Raw genomic sequence first — 19,451 nt, 5'->3', positions numbered from 1 at the left:
GTCAAAAGCACGGCCAGCTGGCGGCGGTTGCGCCGCTGCCGTCCGCGCACTTTACGAAGCCGAGCATTGTGATTAAACCTAACGCCAATAGCCGTCCGACGGGTGACATCACCGGCTACCTGGCAAACCCGAAGGAGGTGTGAGATGGGAAGTGGATGGCATGAATGGCCGCTGGTGATCTTCACCGTATTTGGGCAGTGCGTGGCCGGAGCGTTAATCGTCACCGGATTGGCCTGGCTTTACGAAAAAGACGCGGCGTTGAAAGCGCGGATCGTTCGCAGCATGTTCTTTCTCTGGGTGGTGATGGGCGTCGGGTTTATGGCCTCGGTGCTGCACCTCGGCTCGCCGCTGCGCGCGTTTAACTCGCTGAACCGCGTGGGCGACTCGGCGCTCAGCAATGAGATCGCCGCGGGCTCAGCCTTCTTCGCCGTCGGGGGATTCTGGTGGCTGCTGTCGGTTATCGGTAAAATGCCGCCCGCGCTTAGCAAGATTTGGATGGCGGTGAGCCAGCTCCTCGGGATTATTTTTATCTGGGCCATGACGCGCGTGTATCAGATCGACACCGTGCCAACGTGGTATACGGGTTACACTACCGCCGCCTTTTTCCTGACCGCAGCGCTGGGTGGCCCACTGCTGGCGGCGCTGCTGCTGCGCGCGGCGAACGCAACGTACAAAGGCACGCTGGCGGCAGCCGTCAGCGCGCTGGCGCTGCTGGCGAGCTGTGCCGTTATTGTGCTGCAAAGTCAGGATCTGTCCACGATCCACAGCGCTATCCAGCAGGCCAGCGCCCTGCTCCCCGACTATGGTACGCTCCAGGTCTGGCGTATTGTGCTGGTTGCTGCCGGTTTGGGCTGCTGGCTCTGTCCGCTGATTCGTCACCGGGAGCCAAAAGCGTTTGGTCTCGCTGTCGGCGTTGTTCTGGTCGTACTGGGCGAGCTGATTGGCCGCGGCCTTTTCTACGGTCTGCATATGACCGTTGGAACGGCCATCGCGGGTTAACATAAGCGCGCGGGTGACCCCCGCGCGAGTAAGGAATGCAGTAATGAGTGAAGTAGAAGACCGTAAAGCCTTTGCCTTTAGCGCCCGCGTGCTGGGCGCGTTGTTTTATTTTGCGCCTGATAGCGAGCAGGCGGCACCGCTGGTGAATGCGCTGACGGCGGGAGACTGGGTTCAGGACTGGCCGCTGGCAAACGAGGCGCTGCAGCCGGTCGCCGATACGTTCAGAACCCCTTCCGATGAAGCGTTGCCAGACGCCTGGCAGCGCCTGTTTATCGGCCCGTACGCGCTGCCTGCGCCGCCGTGGGGGTCCGTCTGGCTGGACCGCGAGTCCGTGCTGTTTGGCGACTCTACGCTGGCCCTACGCCAGTGGATGCGCGAAAACAATATCGCCTTCGAGGTCCAGCAGAATGAGCCGGAAGACCATTTTGGCACACTGCTGCTGCTGGCCGCGTGGCTTGCAGAAAACGGGCGCGACGCCGAGCGGGACCAGCTCCTCGCCTGGCACCTGCTGCCGTGGAGCGCGCGTTTCCTTTCCGAGTTTATCGACCACGCCGGGCATCCGTTCTATGCCGCGCTGGGCAGGCTCGCCCAGCTGACGCTCGCGGACTGGCAGTCCACCCTGCTTATCCCCGTTGCTGAAAAAACGCTGTACCGCTAATAGACGCTGGCTTGCGCATCCCGATGTGCAAGCCAGCTAGCTCGCCGCATGTCTTATAATGACATTTCTGCTGCAACGAAAACATTAAGCTGATATACTGTATATAATTACAGTATAAGGGGTTCATCATGGCTGTTGAAATCAAATATGTTGTCGTAAGAAAAGGTGAAGAGAAAATGACATTTGCCACGAAGAAAGAGGCCGACGCTCACGACAAACTGCTCGACATGGCAGACGCCTTTACCGAATGGCTGTTGCAAAGCGGAATTCAAATGGACGAAACGCAGGCGGAGGATCTCGGGCTCTATTTCGCCGAGCACAAAGAGACCGTGCAGCACATTCTGCGCACCAGCAAACTCCCTGAACTTAACGCCGAAACGATTACAGACCAGACGGAGTAAGATGCGCACGCTAAGGGTCGGCCCTCTGAGTTCAGTTTTGCTTACCCTTTAGCATCCGGTCACGCATCTTCACCGTAAGCGTTTAATTAATTACAAAACCTCGAATACTTTCCGATCAAATAATAATTAAGCAATATCCTGGTCAGCCAGCAGCATCGTTTTGCTAGCGTGAGAAATCAGGCAAAGCTTAATCCGGAGGTATTCTTTGCTGATTAAACTAAAGAAAGAACGAACGCATGGGGAAGATCGCCGGCTCGCGCTCTGGCTGGCAACCTCAGCGGGCGTGTTGAATGCTATCGCGCTGGGGGCTTTTGGCTTTTTCCCTTCCCATATGACGGGCAACACCTCACAGTTGTCCAGCGAAGTCTCCGCTACCGATCTTAGCGACATTCTATTCTTTAGCGCCATTATCCTGTCGTTTGTCACGGGCGCAATTATTGCGAGAATCACTGTCCTTTGGGGAATAACCCACAACGTTCGGCTGATATTCAGTCAGGTTCTTTTTGCTGAAGGTCTCTTGCTGGGGGGCGTGTCGCTGTACGAAATCTATTTTCATTCATTCGCCACGAACCGTGAAATTATTATTTTCCTCTGCGGGCTGATGGGGGTACATAACTCCACCTCGACTCAGCTTTCTGGGGGGCGGGTACGCTCGACGCATATTACCGGCACGCTGACCGATGCGGGCATATCTCTGGCCTCCGTTGCGGTTGCCATGCTCCGTCGGGATTACTCTAAAGATTCGGCGGCCCAAAAGAGCCAGCTCAAAACCCATTTGACGACCCTTTTTTCCTTTATTACCGGCGGTATTGCGGGACTGCTCCTTTTCAGAGGGTTTGGATTTAACGCCATGCTTGCCCTGGGAATAATGCTGGTCCTCGTCGCCGCGTTCTCGATTGCCCGCATCTCATGGCGCGTCCGAAAGGTGCGCGCAGCGGTCGGCCGATAATGACATCCGGCACGCCTAAGGTGACAACGTCACCTTAGGCGACTCTCTTTAAGACTATTCTGCCCACCCGCTGACAGCCCTTATCCCATAAGGCTTAAACTAAGATCTCCTTACTATCATAGGGTTACTCTTTTTACCCCTTCGCTGGAACCCTTCCCATTCCCTTGCTATAGCTGAATGACCCCTGCCGAAACATGGCATAACAACAGGCAACCGGCGGTTGCTATAACGCATGCGCACAGGGAGACACACCGCAATGCACCCATTACTTAAACGTTCGCTGCTCTTCGTCGGCGCGATTATCGTGGTCCTCGCCCTCCTCGTCTGGGGAATTGGGCTGGAAACGATCAAGGCGCGTCAGGTTGATTTGCTCTACCTCGGGCAACAGCACCTGATCCTCGTATTCTCATCCATGTTCTTCGCGCTGCTGGTCGGTATTCCGAGCGGCATTCTGCTGAGCCGCCCGGCGGCGCGCGGCGTTGCGGAATACGTGATGCAGATCTTTAACGTCGGCAACACGCTTCCGCCGCTGGCGGTCCTCGCCCTGGCGATGGTGGTCATTGGGATCGGCGATAAGCCGGCGATCATCGCCCTGTTCCTCGCCTCGCTGCTGCCTATCGTCAGAAACACCTACGCCGGGCTGTGCTCCGTGCCCGCGTCGCTGCTGGAAGCGGCAAACGGCATCGGCATGACCAAATGGCAGCGCCTGCGCCAGGTTGAAATCCCTAACGCGTGGCCGGTGATGCTGTCCGGCATCCGCATCGCCACGGCCATTAACGTGGGGACCGCGCCGCTGGCGTTCCTAATCGGCGCCAGCAGCTACGGCGAGCTGATTTTCCCGGGCATCTACCTCAACGATTTTCCGACGCTGATCCTCGGCGCGGCGGCCACGGCCCTGTTCGCTATGATTCTGGATACGCTGCTGGCCGCGCTGGGCCGCCTGATGAGCCCGCACCTGGCCCGATAACAATAACAAGGAGCTGTGTATGAGACTGTTTTCCAGCCTGACGGCGCTGTGCGCCGCCGCGCTCTTCTCCAGCCAGGCGCTCGCCGCCCCGCTGATACTGGCCACCAAAAGCTTTACCGAGCAGCACATCCTCTCGGCGATGACCGTGCAATATCTGCAGAAAAAAGGGTTTCAGGTACAGCCGCAGACCAATATCGCCACCGTCATCTCCCGCAACGCGATGATCAACAAGCAGATTGACATGACCTGGGAATACACCGGTACGTCGCTGATTATCTTCAACCACATCAACAAGCGTATGTCGCCAGAGGAGTCCTACGAGACCGTGAAACGCCTGGACGCGAAGCACGGCCTGGTGTGGCTCAAGCCCGCAGATATGAACAACACCTACGCCTTCGCGATGCAGCGCAAGCGCGCCGAAGCGGAGCATATCAACACCATGTCGGAGATGGTGGCGAAGATTGAGCAGGTTCGTAAAACCGACCCGGACAACAACTGGCTGCTCGGGCTGGACCTGGAGTTTGCCGGGCGCAGCGACGGCATGAAGCCGCTGCAGGCGGCGTATGGCATGGCGCTGGATCGCCCGCAGATCCGCCAGATGGACCCGGGCCTGGTGTATAACGCCGTGCGCGACGGCTTCGTTGACGCTGGCCTCATCTACACCACCGACGGCCGCGTGAAGGGCTTCGACCTGAAGGTGCTGGAAGATGATAAAGGCTTTTTCCCGAGCTATGCGGTTACCCCGGTGGTGCGCAAAGACACGCTGGAGGCCAATCCGGGCCTCGAAGAGGCGCTTAACACCCTCTCCGCCCAGCTCAATAACGACGTCATCACCGAGCTAAACAAGAAGGTGGATATTGACCATCAGTCACCGCAGCAGGTCGCCCGTGATTTCCTGCGTAGCAAACAGTTGCTGTAGGAGGCGCTATGGAGACGATTCACTACATTATTGATAACTGGGACTATCTCTTAACGCTGACGCTGCAGCACCTGTGGCTGGTGGCGCTGGCCGTGGGGCTGGCGATTATCATCGGCGTTCCGCTGGGGATTTTAATCGTCCGGCACAAATGGCTGGCGACGCCGGTGCTGGGGATTGCGACCATCGTGCTGACCATTCCGTCTATTGCCCTGTTTGGCCTGATGATCCCGCTCTTTTCGCTAATCGGTCAGGGGATTGGCGCCCTGCCCGCCGTGACCGCGGTGTTTCTCTATTCGCTGCTGCCAATTGTGCGTAACACCCACACGGCGCTGGACAGCCTGCCGCCGGGACTGCGCGAGGCGGGCCGCGGGATCGGGATGACCTTCTGGCAGCGTCTGCGCTGGGTTGAAATCCCGATGGCGCTGCCGGTCATTTTCGGCGGGATCCGCACCGCCGTGGTGATGAATATCGGCGTCATGGCAATTGCCGCCGTCATCGGCGCGGGCGGCCTTGGCCTGCTGCTGCTTAACGGCATCGGCGGAAGCGATATTCGTATGTTGATTGCGGGCGCGCTGATGATTTGTCTTTTAGCCATCGTGCTCGACTGGCTGCTGCACCGTCTGCAGGTGGCTCTGACTCCGAAGGGGATTCGATAATGATAAAACTGGAAAACCTCACCAAGCAATTTTCACAGAAGCACGGCCAGACGTTTAAGGCCGTCGACAACGTTAATCTGAACGTGCCGGAAGGTGAAATGTGCGTCCTGCTCGGCCCGTCGGGCTGCGGCAAAACCACTACGCTGAAGATGATTAACCGCCTGATTGCGCCAAGCAGCGGTAAGATCCTGATCAACGGCGAAGACACCAGCGCAATGGACACCGTGACCCTGCGCCGCAACATTGGCTACGTGATCCAGCAGATTGGCCTGTTCCCGAACATGACCATCGAAGAGAACATTACCGTGGTGCCGCGCATGCTGGGCTGGGATAAAGCCCGCTGCAAATCCCGCGCCGAGGAGCTCATGGACATGGTGGCGATGGACCCGCACAAGTTCCTCAACCGCTATCCGCGCGAAATGTCCGGCGGCCAGCAGCAGCGTATCGGCGTGATCCGCGCGCTGGCGGCCGATCCTCCGGTGCTGCTAATGGACGAACCGTTCGGCGCGGTCGACCCAATCAACCGCGAGGTGATCCAGAACCAGTTCCTCGAGATGCAGCGCAAGCTGAAGAAAACGGTGATGCTGGTGAGCCACGATATTGACGAAGCGCTGAAGCTGGGCGACCGCATCGCCGTCTTCCGCCAGGGGCGCATCGTGCAGTGCGCCAGCCCGGACGAGCTGCTGGCGAAGCCGGCGAACGAGTTTGTCGGCTCCTTCGTTGGGCAGGACCGCACCCTGAAGCGCCTGCTGCTGGTCTCCGCGGGCGACGTCACGGACCAACAGCCGACGATTACGGTCCGCAGCTCTACCCCGCTGCCGGAGGCGTTTGCGCTGATGGATGATAACGACATTCGCGCCATCACCGTGGTCGATGAACACGGCAAGCCGCTGGGATTTGTGAAGCGCCGTGAAGCGCGCCACGCCAGCGGCACGTGCGCGGATCTGCTGCACCCGTTCCGCATGACCGGCAAGGCGGAAGACAACCTGCGCGTGGTGCTCTCCCGCCTGTATGAGAGCAACACCAGCTGGATGCCGATCGTGGACGAAGACGGACGCTACAACGGCGAAATCTCGCAGGACTACATTGCGGAATACCTCAGCTCGGGCCGCACGCGGCGGGCGCTCAATATCCACAGCGACAGCTAACCTCCACACCGGGCGCTGCCCGGTTTTTTTTCGCACGCATAACTTTTGCTAACCCCGCGATTTGCCGCCACAATATTGTATCTTTCCCGTTGATGCGTAACCCATGCAGCGCCTTCACGCTTACCCTGACATCCGGGCGATGTTTCGCCGACTTCTGATAGCCACCGTCACCGGCGTTCTGGCCGCCCTCGCCGTGGCGATCTTTCGCCATTCCATGTATCTGCTGGAATGGCTGTTTCTCAGTAACGAAAGCGGCAGCCTGGTTAACGCGGCGGCGGCCCTCTCGCCCTGGCGACGCGCGCTGACGCCTGCCCTGGGCGGGCTGGCGGCGGGATTGCTCCTGTGGGGATGGCAGCGAATGACGGCGCAGCGCCCACACGCGCCGACGGACTATATGGAAGCGCTGGAAACGGGAGATGGCCAATTTGACTACGCGGCCAGCCTGGTGAAATCCCTCGCATCGCTGCTGGTGGTGTCCAGCGGAAGCGCCATCGGCCGGGAGGGCGCGATGATCCTGCTCGCCGCCCTCGCCGCCTCGCTGTTTGCCCGCCGCTTCACCCCTAAATCGGAGTGGAAGCTGTGGATCGCCTGCGGAGCGGCCGCGGGGATGGCAAGCGCCTACCACGCGCCGCTCGCGGGAAGCCTTTTCATCGCCGAGATTTTATTTGGCACCCTCATGCTGGCCTCGCTCGGCCCGGTGGTGATTGCCGCCGTGGTCGCGCTGCTGACCACGCGGCTGCTCAGCCCGGGGGCCAATACGCTGTATGACGTTCATCTCAGCGAAACGCTGACCGCAATGGATTATTCTCTTATCGTCGGAACGGGGCTGCTCGCCGGGCTTTGCGGCCCGCTGCTGATGTGGCTGATGGACGCCAGCCACGCGCTGTTCCTGCGCCTTCGGCTTTCGCCCCCGTGGCAGCTGGCGTTGGGCGGGCTGATCGTCGGGCTGCTATCGCTGCTGACGCCGAAGGTCTGGGGCAACGGCTACAGCGTGGTGCAGGCGTTTTTGATCTCGCCGCCGCTGCTGTCGGTGATTGTGGGCGTATTCATCTGCAAATTGCTGGCGGTGCTCGCCAGCAGCGGCTCGGGCGCGCCGGGAGGCGTTTTTACGCCAACCCTGTTTGTCGGCATGGCGACGGGCATGCTGTTTGCGCAGCTTTTCGCGTGGGGGCTTCCAGGCTCGGAGACGGCGATTCTGCTGGGATTAACGGGGATGGCGACGCTGCTTGCGGCGACGACCCATGCGCCGATCATGTCTGCGCTGATGGTCTGTGAAATGACCGGGCAGTATTTTTTACTGCCCGGCCTGCTGGTCGCCTGCGTGGTGGCGTCCGTGCTGTCGCGGACGTTACGCCACGACTCTATCTACGGACAGCACGCCGCCGAAGGCCGCGAGATCGATGTACTGCGCTAGCTCGCGCTGCTCGGCGCGCGGCAGATAAGGCAGCTCCCCCACCAGCGGTCCGGGCAGCTTCTTACTCAGGACGTCAATGATTTCTGCGTAGTGCGCAAGCCCTGGGTTGATGCGGTTTGCCACCCAGCCGATGAAAGGCAGGCCGTCATTGGCAATGGCCTGCGCCGTCAGCAGCGCATGGTTAATGCACCCTTCCTGAATGCCCACCACCATCACGACCGGGAGCTGTTCCTGTACCACCCACTCCGATAACGGACGTAAATCGTTCATCAGGCTGCGCCATCCGCCGGTGCCTTCAACGACGACGTGGTCAGCCTTATCGCTCAGGTTCGCCAGGCCGTCAGACAGCAGGCCGTAATTGATCAGGCCGCTGTGGGCCACGCTGCTTTCATCTTCGCTTAATGCAATGGGGTTCACCGCGTGATATGGCAGCTCAAGGGATGAGACGCTTTGCAGGACCAGGGCGTCCTTATTGCGCAGCCCCTCTGGCGTCTCTTTACTGCCTTTTGCGACGGGCTTGTACCCGGCAACGCATTTACCGCTCGCCGCCAGGGCCTGCAGTAGCGCGCGGGAGACCACGGTCTTCCCGACAGAGGTATCTGTACCCGTAACAAAGAAACGCTTAAGCATGACTCACTCCACCTCTTGGGTATGCTTCGGAAATATAAACCAGGTAAATAATTCAAAGGGGGAAGTCTACGGGATGTGTGCGCTATCAGGCTTGAGATAGCGCAATTTTTCTTGCATCTGCGGGAAAGAGTTAACCCTGCAATAGCCTAATCAGCAGCGAGCCGTTGTACATAGCGTCTTTTACCAGCGCCGCGCCGGCCATCGTCCCCTGGTTAGAGAACTGCGTGCTTTCCACCACGATCTTCTGGCTGTAGGCCGGAAGCGACTGCTGGTGAATGCAGGCCGATATTGCCGGGAACAATATATCCGCCGCCTGGCCAAGCGGCGAGCCGATGAGGATTTTTTGCGGATTAAATAAATTCACCATAATGGCGAGAATGCGCCCGACGTTGTTACCCACGCCGGTAATAATGTCCTTCGCCAGCAGATCGCCTTCCCGCGCGGCGGCACACAGGGATTCGACCGTCAGGGGCTGGCCGTGCAGCGAGGAGCTCATCGACTGGCTCAGCCGAACCTGCGCCAGCTCCAGCACGCTCTCCACGCTGGCAATGGTTTCCAGACACCCGTGATTGCCGCAGTAGCAGCGCTTGCCGTAGGGATCGACCTGCGTGTGGCCGATTTCGACCAGGCTGCTGCTTCCCGCATGGAGAAGCCGCCCGTCGGTAATGACGCCCGCCCCCACGTTGTGATCGATAACAACCTGAATCACGTCCCGCGCGCCGCGAGAGGCGCCGAACAGCGCTTCGGCCATCGTCCAGGCGCTGATGTCGTGCTGGATATAGACGGGCACGCCGGTATGGTTTCTCAGCGCCTCGCCCAGCGGCATCTCTTTTACGCCCTCATAAAACGGCATGCGGTGCACAATGCCGTTTTCGGTATCAATGATGCCCGGCAGGGTGATCGCAATGGCGGTTAAGCGCTCGAGGCGCTGCTGGTGGCGAATAAAGAACCGATCGATGTGGGTAATAATGGCGTCCAGCAGGGAGTGGCCGACGTCGAGCGGCAGGTCGAGCTGATCTTCCACCACCAGCTTGCTGCTCAGATCGCGCAGGGCGAGAAAAATTTCTCCCCGGCTGATGCGCATCGACAGGTAATGCCACGCTTCGGTCTCAACCACCAGCCCCACCGCCGGACGGCCGCGGCTGCCGGGCTCCTGAATTTCCGTTTCCTGCACCAGGTGCGCTTCCAGCATCTCGCGAACAATCTTGGTGATACTGGCGGGCGCCAGCTGCGCAAGACGCGAAAGATCGATACGCGAAACCGGGCCAAGCTGATCAATCAGGCGATACACCGCGCCCGCATTGGTTTGCTTGATCTGATCGATATGCCCTGGCTGACTATCAGCAACCACCTCGTACTCCCTTATTTTCGAGCTTCGAAATAAACTGTGGGCTATGGTGAAGCACTTCACCAGGCGTCGTCAAATTTTTACTTAGCCATGTGATTTGACGCACATTTTTGCTCACTTTTCCCTGAATTAACCGGCCTGCGACGCGCTAATCAGCTGGTTTTTAAAGCGCTGCGCAGCGTGGCTCTCCTCGCGATGCTTCGACCACACCAGCCACATTTCCGAGACGGCATCCTCTTCTGCAAGCGGGACCCAGCGCATCTCCTGCAATTGTACCCGCTTAAACGAGGCGGGAAGAATAGAAACGCCAAGCCCCGCCGAGACCAGGCCAATGATCGTCATCGCCTCTCCCACTTCCTGAGCGATAGAGGGCACAAGACCGTAGCGCCGCATCAGGCCAAGAATATCGTCATACAGGCCTGTGCCCACCTGCGGATCGAAAAAGACAAACGGCTCCTTCGCAAGCTCCGCCAGCGTGACGACTGGCCGCGCGGCGAGAGGATGATCGCGCGGGATCATCGCCATCAGCGGCTCGCGCAGGATGACCTGCCGCGCCAGAGAGTCCGGCAGCTGCGTATTGCGCATGAGCCCCAGGTCGAGCGCGCCGTCGTTCAGGGGGGCGATTTGCTCGCGGGTGTTTATCTCTCGCGTCTGAATGTGCACGTCCGGGTAATGGCGGCGGAACGACGAAAGGGTGTGCGACACGGCGCTAATAAACGGCGCCGAGGAGGTGAAGCCGATGCGCAGCTCGCCCGCCTCGCCCAGGTACAGGCGTTCCGCTCTGGCGGCAGCTTCCTCCACCATGGCGAGGATCTGGCGGCTGTCGGCAAGAAACTGCGCGCCCGCCGCCGTCAGGCTGACGCTGCGGTTGGTTCGCGCCAGCAGCCGCGCCCCAACCTGCTGTTCGAGGATCTGGATTTGCTGGCTAAGCGGAGGCTGAGAGATGTTAAGCCGGGCGGCGGCCCGGCCAAAATGCAGCTCTTCCGCCACGGCGACGAAGTAGCGTAAATGACGCAGCTCGATATTCATATTTTAAAAGTATCATTTGAGATTATTAATATATTAGACAGAATATTTACATTTTCATACCCTTAAGGCGTGGTCTTACCCGTCACCTGAATCACGGGGATGTTAAGCAAGGAAATTGTGTGAGTCGTACAACCTCCATTGATATCGCACCGGCAAGCGACGTCGATGATTTATCCGCCCCATCGCAGCCGGTTCAGTTTATAAAACGCGGTACCCCTCTGTTTATGCGCGTAACGCTGGCGCTCTTCTCGGCGGGACTGGCAACCTTTGCCCTGCTTTATTGCGTCCAGCCGATTCTGCCCGTGCTCTCCCACGAGTTCGGCGTATCCCCCGCCAGCAGCAGTATTTCGCTCTCGATTTCCACCGGCATGCTGGCCATCGGCCTGCTGTTTACCGGCCCGCTGTCCGATGCCATTGGCCGCAAGCCGGTGATGGTCACCGCTCTGATGCTGGCCTCCGTGTGTACGCTGCTTTCGACGATGATGACCAGCTGGCACGGCATCCTGCTGATGCGCGCGCTGATTGGGCTGTCGCTCAGCGGCGTGGCCGCCGTCGGGATGACCTACCTTAGCGAAGAGATCCACCCCAGCTTCGTGGCGTTTTCAATGGGGCTGTATATCAGCGGGAACTCGATCGGCGGGATGAGCGGACGCCTGCTGAGCGGGGTATTTACCGACTTCTTCACCTGGCGCATTGCGCTGGCGGTGATAGGCTGCTTTGCCCTCGCCTCGGCGCTAATGTTCTGGAAAATCCTGCCGGAGTCGCGGCATTTTCGCCCTACCTCCCTGCGCCCGAAAACGCTGTTTATCAACTTCCGCCTGCACTGGCGCGACAAAGGCCTGCCGCGGCTGTTCCTGATGGGCTTCCTGCTGATGGGCGCGTTCGTGACGCTCTTTAACTATATTGGCTACCGGCTGATGCTCTCGCCGTGGCACTTAAACCAGGCGGTTGTGGGGCTGCTTTCCGTGGCCTATCTCACCGGCACCTGGAGCTCGCCAAAAGCCGGGGCGATGACCGCGCGCTTTGGCCGCGGCCCGGTGATGCTGGTCTCCACGGCGGTGATGCTGCTTGGCCTGCTGCTGACGCTATTTTCTTCCCTGTGGCTCATTTTCGCGGGCATGCTGCTTTTCTCCGCCGGGTTCTTCGCCGCGCACTCCGTTGCCAGCAGTTGGATCGGCCCGCGCGCGCGCCGCGCGAAAGGCCAGGCCTCTTCACTGTATCTGTTCAGCTACTATCTCGGCTCCAGCATTGCCGGGACGGCAGGCGGCGTGTTCTGGCATCACTACGGCTGGAACGGCGTCGGCGGGTTTATTGCGCTGATGCTGTGTGCGGCGCTGCTGGTCGGTGCCAGCCTGCATAAACGTCTGCATTAACTTTCAGCCCTCTTCGTGTTTAAATCGAGCCGATGCTAATTTTTGTCATCGGCTGATTCAGACACGAGGACTTCATGAAAAACAACAGCTACCAGCAACTCACCCGCACCTTCCAGCGCCTCTCCCGCTTTTCGCACCTCTCCTCCATCGCCAGCTGGGACATGTTTACCATGATGCCGCCGGGCGGCAGCGCCGCGCGCGGTGAAGCGCTGGCCGAAATGAGCGTGCTTCAGCACCAGATCCTGACCGATAAACGGGTCGGTGAATGGCTGGAGGCGGCTGCAGAGGAAGATCTGAACGATATTGAGCAGGCCAACCTTCGCGAGATGACGCGCCATTACCAGCAGGCCTCGCTGCTGCCGGAAGCGCTGGTAGAGGCCAAATCGCTGGCGGGGAGTCGGTGCGAACACGCCTGGCGCACGCAGCGTCCGGCGAACGACTGGCAGGGCTTTTCTGCCAACCTGAAGGAGGTCGTCAAGCTGAGCCGCGAAGAGGCCCGCCTGCGCGCCGAGGCCAAAGGCTGCTCGCCTTACGATGCGCTGCTGGATATTTTTGAGCCGGACATGACCAGCGCCCGCCTCGATACGCTGTTTGCCGACATGAAAAGCTGGCTGCCGGAATTGCTGGCAAACGTTGTAGATAAGCAGGCCCAGCGGTCGTTCGTCCCCCCACAGGGGCCCTTCCCGACCGCCACCCAGCGCGAGCTGGGGCTGGAAGCCATGACGATGCTCGGCTTCGATTTTAACGGCGGGCGCCTGGACGTAAGCGCGCACCCCTTCTGCGGCGGCGTGCCGGAAGATGTACGCATCACCACCCGCTATGATGAAAATGAGCTGCTCAGCGCGCTGTTTGGCGTGATCCACGAAACGGGGCACGCCCGCTACGAGCAGAACCTGCCGCGCACCTGGGCCGGTCAGCCCGTTGCGCTGGCGCGCTCGACGGCAATTCATGAATCACAAAGCCTGTTCTTTGAGATGCAGCTCGGCCGCAGCGAGGCGTTCCTCAAGCATCTTCTCCCTGCCGTGCACGCCCGTTTCGGCAGCCAGGCGGCGTTCAGCGAGGAAAACTTCATCGCCTGGAACCAGCGCGTGAAGCCGGGCTATATCCGCGTAGATGCCGACGAGGTGAGCTACCCGGCGCACGTGGTATTGCGCTATGAGATTGAGCGCTCGCTCATTAATGGCGACATTGAGGTGGATGACATTCCGGCGCTCTGGGATGAGAAAATGCAGGCGTGGCTCGGGCTGTCGACGAAAGACAACTACCGAAACGGCTGCATGCAGGATATCCACTGGACCGACGGCGGCTTTGGCTACTTCCCGTCGTACACGCTGGGCGCGATGTACGCCGCGCAGCTGTTCAGCGCCGCCAAAAATGCCCTTCCCGGCCTGCAGGACGCTATCGCACAGGGGGATTTCTCCGCCCTGTTCGACTGGCTGCGCCAGAACATCTGGCAGCACGGCAGCCGCTTTAGCACCTCGCAGTTGATAACCCAGGCCACGGGGGAGGATCTCAACATCCGCTATTTCCGCGAACACTTGACCGCACGCTATCTGTAAGACCGCGCGCCGGGTTATTGCCCGGCGCTGTACATTCCGTTACACGCCGATACCAATCACTCACGGAAACCCCGAGTTTACAGGGATATAGTTCTTTCAACGGCCCCGCAGTGGGGTTACATGAAAAACCAAATTCGAGGGTATGAGAATGAATAAAGTATTAGCTCTGGTTGTTGCCGCTGCTATGGGTCTGTCCTCTGCTGCGTTTGCTGCTGAGACTACCGCAACCGCAACACCTGCTGCAGCGCCAGCGGCCACAACTACCGCGGCACCTGCAAAAGCGGTTCACCACAAGAAGCATCACAAAGCCGCAGCGAAAAAAGACGCCGCTGCTCCAGCGACCGCAGCGCCAACCGAACAGAAAGCGCAGGCGGCTAAAAAGCACCACAAGAAAGCCGCTAAACCGGCTGTAGAGCAGAAAGCCCAGGCCGCTAAAAAGCATCACAAAAAAGCCGCTAAGCCTGCTGCAGAGCAGAAAGCCCAGGCCGCTAAAAAGCACCACAAAGCAGCCGCTAAGCCTGCTGTAGCGCAGAAAGCTCAGGCTGCTAAAAAGCATCACAAAAAAGCAGTAAAACACGAAGCTGCTAAACCGGCTGCACAGCCAGCTGCGTAAGCGTACAGGCTGAACCGTGCCCTTCGGGGCACGTTGGTAAACCGGCGCTGAACCGGAAAAGGATCGGCGCCGTTTTTTTATCCGGAGGGCGTATGCTGCGACGCTATCGGTTTGAGTTCATTCTTATCGTGCTAATTTTATGCGCGATCATCGCCAGCCATTTTTATCTTTCATGAATGTAGCACGCTGATTTTACTCCCACTTTCGCGCCGTCCCGTCTATAGTATTTTCATAGGGTTCACTTTTAATAATCATAATTACCCCCACCAGAGTGTGATATGCGTAAATCTGTAGTGTTGTTACTGGGAACGTTGACTCTTTTTGCGGGCTTTTCACATGCGGATGACGGCGATGATGACGGCATCAGCGCGAAGGACGTAAAAACGCTTTTTTTCGGTCATGACGACCGCACGCGCGTTACCGATCCGACCCAGGCTCCCTGGGATGCGATTGGGCAGCTGGAAACCGCCAGCGGCAACCTCTGTACGGCCACGCTCATCACCCCTCAACTTGCGCTGACCGCAGGCCACTGTCTGCTCACGCCGCCAAACGGCAGGCCGGACAAAGCCGTTGCCCTGCGCTTCGTCTCGCAAAAAGGGATGTGGCGCTATGAGATCCACGGTATTGAAGGCCGGGTCGATCCTTCACTGGGTAAACGGCTAAAGCCTGACGGCGACGGCTGGATTGTGCCCCCGGGCGCGGCCTCGTGGGATTTTGGCCTGATCGTGCTGCGCTACCCGCCGTCCGGCATCACCCCGCTGCCGCTCTTTGACGGCGATAAAGCCGCGCTGACCGCCGCGCTAAAGGCCGCGGATCGCAAGGTCACGCAGTCGGGCTATCCGGTCGATCATCTGGACACGCTTTATACGCATACGGATTGTCTGGTCACCGGCTGGGCGCAGAACAGCGTACTGTCGCACCAGTGCGATACGCTGCCGGGCGATAGCGGTTCGCCGCTTATGTTGAAAACTGAAAATGGCTGGCAGCTGATTGGCGTTCAAAGCTCTGCCCCGGCGGCCAAGGACCGGTGGCGAGCCGATAACCGCGCGCTCTCGGTGACCGGTTTCCGCGACAGGCTCGAGGCGCTGGCTCAATAGCAGAATACAAAACGGGCAGCGAAATTCGCTGCCCGTTACGTGACGACCCGCTAATCAGGCGAGTTTTATCATGATCATGCCCGCCAGCAGCAGCACCAGGCCGATCCAGCCCTTGTTATTTAAACGCTGCCCGAACATCACCCAGCCCGCGGCCAGGGTTGCGGCGATACCAAATCCGCCCCACAGGGCGTATGCCACCGAAAGATCGATACCTTTAACCGCCTGCGACAGGGCGCTGAACGCGCCCAGCACCGCCGCAATCGACATCAGGCCATACATTTTACGACGAAAACCGTCTGAAAATTTCAAAAAGATATTCGCGACAATTTCCAGCACGATGGCCAGGGCCAGCCAGGCAGCGTGGATCCATTCAAACTGCTGCATGTGCGCTCTCCTTCTGCTGTTTCGTCGGTTTACGCGTACCCGATTTAATCAGCACGATGCCCGCGACCAGCGTGGTCAAGCCAGCAATTTTCATCGGCGATAACACTTCATCAAATATCATAACGCTAAAGAGGGTAATCAATAAAATACCGATACCTTCCCACAGGGCGTACGCCACGCCCAGCGCAATCTTCTTCACCGCGAAGGAGAGAAAAATATAGGAGAGTGAAATCATCACCAGCATTAAAATAAAGCCGGTGTTGCCGTCGCTGACGCTCGCCCATTTCATAGACAGCGTGCCTGTAATTTCAGCGACGATCGCCAGAGCTAATAAAATCCAGTAAAACATAGTCTTCTCCTGCTTGAGAATATTGTCCATCGTGGCTCGCTGCAGACAGCAAACCTAAAATTTGAAATACGATTGGTCAGCTAAGCGCATAGCGCCAGCTCAGGCAGAAGACGTGACTATAGCGCGTTGCGCCAGTGTTGCTCAGCAGAAAGGAGACTAAAAGAAGTAGAGAATACTGCGGTGTTGTTTGAAAAATAGGTCCTGAACAAATTGTCCATAAAATTACAATTATCCGCGTTGTTGCTTCTCGTCTTTGCGGATGAAAATTGTCCTCAGTAGTTGAACACGCGTAATTTGTACCACAAGCTAAGATTTTACTCAAAGCCTTTTCAATTCTTTACCCAGTTCGTTTGATTTTGGTTAGTTTATTGCGAGGTGGTTAGGCTCTATTATAAATAAAAAGTTTAATCAGGACATTCCATGGCCAAACCCATCATTACGCTGAACGGGCTGAAGATCGTTATTATGCTGGGCATGCTGGTGATCATTCTCACCGGCGTTCGCTTTGCCGCCGATATCATCGTGCCCTTCATTCTGGCGCTGTTTATTGCCGTGATCCTGAACCCGCTGGTGCAGCGCATGGTTCGCCTGCGCATCCCACGCGTGCTGGCGATTACGCTGCTTATCAGCATTATTATTTGCGCTATGGTGCTGCTGGTGGCGTACCTGGGCACCTCGCTGAACGAGCTGGCGCGCACCCTGCCGAAATACCGTTCATCGCTGGCGATCCCCCTGCTGCAGCTTGAACCCTGGCTGCAGCGCGCGGGCATTGAAATCTCCGTGGAGGAGCTGCTGAAGTATATCGATCCGAATGCCGCGATGACGCTCGTCACCGGCCTGCTGACGCAGCTTTCCAATGCGATGACGTCGATATTCCTGCTGTTTCTGACGGTGGTCTTTATGCTGCTGGAGGTGCCGCAGCTGCCCGCCAAGCTGCAGCAGATCATGGTCCGCCCCGTGGAAGGTATGGGAGCCATTCAGCGGGCGCTGGACAGCGTCTCTCGCTACCTGGTATTGAAAACGGCCATCAGCCTGGTGACGGGGCTTGTTGTCTGGGCAATGCTCGTCGCGCTGGACGTGCGCTTTGCGTTTGTCTGGGGGCTGCTGGCCTTCGCGCTCAACTATATCCCCAACATCGGTTCCGTGCTGGCAGCCATTCCGCCGATCCTCCAGGTGCTGGTGTTCAGCGGGTTTTACGATGCGCTTGTCCTGCTGGCAGGCTATCTGGCGATTAACCTCGTTTTCGGCAACATTCTGGAACCACGGATGATGGGGCGCGGCCTGGGGCTGTCCACGCTGGTGGTGTTCTTGTCGCTGATTTTCTGGGGCTGGCTGCTCGGCCCCGTCGGCATGCTGCTCTCCGTTCCGCTGACCATTATCGTGAAGATTGGCCTGGAGCAAACGGAAGGCGGGCAAAGCATCGCCATTCTGCTGAGCGACATGAGCCACAAATAGCGCCCGGGCTCAGCCCTCCATCGCCAGCATGGGCTTGCTGAGCCTTCCGGCCTCGCGGTATGCGCCCAGCGCCGCCCGCCATTCCGCCAGCGGGAACAGCGCCGCATCGCTGTACCGGCTGGCGCGAAGCTTAGGCCAGATCTGCATGAACTGCGCCTGCCAGGCCGGCGCGTCTAGCGCATCCAGGTAGTTGCGAATATGAAACCATTCCACGCGCGGCAACGCCTGGCGCTGGCGGAACGTCTGCCCTGAAAGCAGCCCGTAGCAGACAAAAATACCCTTCTCCGGCATGACGCTCAGGATGGCTTCTGCCAGGCTACCGCCGGTGGCGTCATACGTCACTTCCGCGCGCACGGCGGCCTCGCGAACGGCTGCCGCATCATCCTGCGCGATCGGGATAATCCCCATCGCGGCCAGCCTGTCGGCATGAATGGGGGAACGGTGAATGCCGTAGACCGCCAGCGCTCCCGCGTTCAGCGCCCACTGGCCGAGTAGGATAGCGCAGTCCGATCCGGCTGCGGTTAAAAGCACCGTTTTCCCCCGAGGAGAATAGCGCGTGAGCATCATCTGCGCGGCGAGCGGGTTGATATACGCGCGAGCGGCGAGCAGCGAATCCATCTCTGCCGGCACGGGAACCGCATACTCAGCCGGACAATCAACAACGCGCTGCCACGTACCCTCCCCCCGCAGCGGCAGGACGCGCCTGCCCAGCAGATGCGCGAACCCAGCGGGCGCGTCGGTGACAACGCCGATGCCTTCGTAACCGGCCACGGCGGGCAGCGGCGTCCGGTGGCGATACGCGCCGGTGATGGGGATCAGATCGGAGGCATTAACGGGAGCGAACAGCATGCGCACCCGAAGATGCCCTGCCAGCCGCGCCGCGGGGACAACGGATTCAGCCTGCAGAACGACGTCAGGCTCGCCGAAACGGCGATACTCAAGAGCAATATTTTCCATGGCGGTCACGCGGTGCATCTCACGTTAAGGATTTAATAGCCTGCGCATTGTAATCCACACCTCGTTGATTTGGCACGGCCAGCGCGCGGCGGCGATCGCTTCATCCCGCCCTCGCTTTGCGTTATTCTTACGCTTTCGTCCCGCGAAGGGACCCTTCGTCACAGGTAACATCGGCCATGGCCTTAATCCCAAGAAACTACGCGCAGCTTGAAAGCGGCTACCGTGAAAAAGCCTTAAAAATCTACCCGTGGGTATGCGGGCGCTGCTCGCGCGAGTTTGTTTACTCAAACCTTCGTGAACTCACGGTCCACCATATCGACCACGATCATACCAATAACCCGGCCGACGGCAGCAACTGGGAGCTGCTGTGCCTGTTCTGCCACGACCACGAGCACTCAAAGTACACGGAAGCCGACCAGTACGGCACCACCGTCGTGGCGGGTGAAGATGCGCAGAAGGACGTGGGCGCGGCTACGTACAATCCGTTTGCCGATTTAAAGTCGATGCTCAATAAGAAGTAATGCTGAACAGCACGCCAACTGCCCG

21 protein-coding genes and 1 pseudogene are annotated in these 19,451 nt (G+C 58.9%); 16 read left to right on the top strand and 6 right to left on the bottom strand.

Features of this window, described 5'->3' with window-relative positions:
* From DBY73_RS02305 to clcB, 10 genes and pseudogenes are all read left to right on the top strand, one after another.
* A pseudogene (locus DBY73_RS02305) lies at positions 1–143 on the top strand (dimethyl sulfoxide reductase subunit B); the annotation flags it as partial.
* Between the two features lies 1 nt (position 144).
* Positions 145–999, top strand: coding sequence for a dimethyl sulfoxide reductase anchor subunit family protein (locus DBY73_RS02300; RefSeq protein WP_112009597.1), 855 nt, complete (start codon positions 145–147; stop codon positions 997–999).
* A 43-nt stretch (positions 1,000–1,042) separates the two neighbouring features.
* The gene (gene dmsD / locus DBY73_RS02295; RefSeq protein ID WP_112009596.1) at positions 1,043–1,657 is read left to right on the top strand and encodes a Tat proofreading chaperone DmsD; all 615 of its coding nucleotides are present in this window, start codon (positions 1,043–1,045) and stop codon (positions 1,655–1,657) included.
* A 128-nt stretch (positions 1,658–1,785) separates the two neighbouring features.
* Entirely contained in the window at positions 1,786–2,058 is a 273-nt protein-coding gene (locus DBY73_RS02290; RefSeq protein ID WP_112009595.1) for a YebG family protein, read from the top strand.
* Positions 2,059–2,263: 205 nt separating this feature from the next.
* On the top strand, positions 2,264–3,007 hold the full coding sequence (locus tag DBY73_RS02285) for a YoaK family protein (protein WP_112009594.1): 744 nt from the start codon (positions 2,264–2,266) through the stop codon (positions 3,005–3,007).
* 256 nt (positions 3,008–3,263) lie between these two features.
* A complete protein-coding gene (gene osmY, locus DBY73_RS02280) occupies positions 3,264–3,974 on the top strand; it encodes an osmoprotectant ABC transporter permease OsmY (protein ID WP_112009593.1) in 711 nt (236 codons plus the stop codon).
* A 19-nt stretch (positions 3,975–3,993) separates the two neighbouring features.
* Positions 3,994–4,893 (top strand): osmoprotectant ABC transporter substrate-binding protein OsmX, encoded by a 900-nt coding sequence (gene osmX, locus DBY73_RS02275; protein ID WP_112009592.1) that lies wholly within the window; start codon positions 3,994–3,996, stop codon positions 4,891–4,893.
* Positions 4,894–4,901: 8 nt separating this feature from the next.
* Positions 4,902–5,549, top strand: coding sequence for an osmoprotectant ABC transporter permease OsmW (osmW, locus tag DBY73_RS02270; RefSeq protein WP_112009591.1), 648 nt, complete (start codon positions 4,902–4,904; stop codon positions 5,547–5,549).
* Complete coding sequence (gene osmV / locus DBY73_RS02265) at positions 5,549–6,697, top strand: osmoprotectant ABC transporter ATP-binding protein OsmV (RefSeq protein WP_112009590.1); 1,149 nt, start codon at positions 5,549–5,551, stop codon at positions 6,695–6,697. Before osmW ends, osmV begins: the two co-directional genes overlap by 1 nt.
* Before the next feature lie 103 nt (positions 6,698–6,800).
* Positions 6,801–8,111 (top strand): voltage-gated ClC-type chloride channel ClcB, encoded by a 1,311-nt coding sequence (gene clcB / locus DBY73_RS02260; protein ID WP_112009589.1) that lies wholly within the window; start codon positions 6,801–6,803, stop codon positions 8,109–8,111.
* Here clcB and bioD read toward each other — a convergent pair.
* From bioD to DBY73_RS02240, 3 genes are all read right to left on the bottom strand, one after another.
* Positions 8,046–8,741 carry a dethiobiotin synthase gene (bioD, locus tag DBY73_RS02255; protein ID WP_112009588.1) on the bottom strand — a complete coding sequence of 232 codons (696 nt, stop codon included), beginning with the start codon at positions 8,739–8,741 and terminating at the stop codon, positions 8,046–8,048. The two genes, clcB and bioD, sit on opposite strands and share 66 nt — an antisense overlap.
* A 130-nt stretch (positions 8,742–8,871) precedes the next feature.
* Positions 8,872–10,092: a sugar metabolism global transcriptional regulator Mlc gene (gene mlc / locus DBY73_RS02250; protein WP_112009587.1), complete on the bottom strand. Its 1,221-nt coding sequence runs from the start codon at positions 10,090–10,092 to the stop codon at positions 8,872–8,874.
* Between the two features lie 126 nt (positions 10,093–10,218).
* Positions 10,219–11,118 carry a LysR family transcriptional regulator gene (locus DBY73_RS02240; RefSeq protein WP_112009586.1) on the bottom strand — a complete coding sequence of 300 codons (900 nt, stop codon included), beginning with the start codon at positions 11,116–11,118 and terminating at the stop codon, positions 10,219–10,221.
* A gap of 119 nt (positions 11,119–11,237) precedes the next feature.
* Between DBY73_RS02240 and DBY73_RS02235 the strand changes: the two genes are divergently transcribed.
* From DBY73_RS02235 to DBY73_RS02220, 4 genes are all read left to right on the top strand, one after another.
* Positions 11,238–12,491 carry an MFS transporter gene (locus tag DBY73_RS02235; RefSeq protein WP_112009585.1) on the top strand — a complete coding sequence of 418 codons (1,254 nt, stop codon included), beginning with the start codon at positions 11,238–11,240 and terminating at the stop codon, positions 12,489–12,491.
* A gap of 74 nt (positions 12,492–12,565) precedes the next feature.
* Positions 12,566–14,050, top strand: coding sequence for a carboxypeptidase M32 (locus tag DBY73_RS02230; RefSeq protein ID WP_112009584.1), 1,485 nt, complete (start codon positions 12,566–12,568; stop codon positions 14,048–14,050).
* Between the two features lie 148 nt (positions 14,051–14,198).
* Positions 14,199–14,663, top strand: coding sequence for an acid resistance repetitive basic protein Asr (gene asr, locus DBY73_RS02225; protein WP_112009583.1), 465 nt, complete (start codon positions 14,199–14,201; stop codon positions 14,661–14,663).
* A gap of 278 nt (positions 14,664–14,941) precedes the next feature.
* Positions 14,942–15,760 (top strand): serine protease, encoded by an 819-nt coding sequence (locus tag DBY73_RS02220; protein WP_112009582.1) that lies wholly within the window; start codon positions 14,942–14,944, stop codon positions 15,758–15,760.
* Positions 15,761–15,814: 54 nt separating this feature from the next.
* Here DBY73_RS02220 and mdtI read toward each other — a convergent pair whose 3' ends face one another.
* Both mdtI and mdtJ read right to left on the bottom strand, forming a co-directional pair.
* The gene (mdtI, locus tag DBY73_RS02215) at positions 15,815–16,144 is read right to left on the bottom strand and encodes a multidrug/spermidine efflux SMR transporter subunit MdtI (protein ID WP_112009581.1); all 330 of its coding nucleotides are present in this window, start codon (positions 16,142–16,144) and stop codon (positions 15,815–15,817) included.
* Complete coding sequence (mdtJ, locus tag DBY73_RS02210) at positions 16,131–16,493, bottom strand: multidrug/spermidine efflux SMR transporter subunit MdtJ (protein WP_112009580.1); 363 nt, start codon at positions 16,491–16,493, stop codon at positions 16,131–16,133. Before mdtJ ends, mdtI begins: the two co-directional genes overlap by 14 nt.
* A gap of 420 nt (positions 16,494–16,913) precedes the next feature.
* Between mdtJ and DBY73_RS02205 the strand changes: the two genes are divergently transcribed.
* Positions 16,914–17,948 carry an AI-2E family transporter gene (locus tag DBY73_RS02205; RefSeq protein ID WP_112009579.1) on the top strand — a complete coding sequence of 345 codons (1,035 nt, stop codon included), beginning with the start codon at positions 16,914–16,916 and terminating at the stop codon, positions 17,946–17,948.
* Positions 17,949–17,957: 9 nt separating this feature from the next.
* On the opposite strand, the gene DBY73_RS02200 is transcribed toward DBY73_RS02205, so the two are convergent.
* Positions 17,958–18,905, bottom strand: coding sequence for a zinc-dependent alcohol dehydrogenase family protein (locus DBY73_RS02200; RefSeq protein WP_112009616.1), 948 nt, complete (start codon positions 18,903–18,905; stop codon positions 17,958–17,960).
* 176 nt (positions 18,906–19,081) lie between these two features.
* Here DBY73_RS02200 and yajD point away from each other — a divergent pair, with 176 nt between their 5' ends.
* A complete protein-coding gene (yajD, locus tag DBY73_RS02195) occupies positions 19,082–19,426 on the top strand; it encodes an HNH nuclease YajD (protein ID WP_112009578.1) in 345 nt (114 codons plus the stop codon).
* Positions 19,427–19,451 lie beyond the last annotated feature (25 nt).

This window comes from Enterobacter sp. RIT418 (assembly GCF_003057745.1).
Classification (GTDB): Bacteria; Pseudomonadota; Gammaproteobacteria; order Enterobacterales; family Enterobacteriaceae; genus Enterobacter.
The sequence above is the reverse complement of the archived record's forward strand: the minus strand, read 5'-3'. Positions and strand labels throughout refer to the sequence as shown.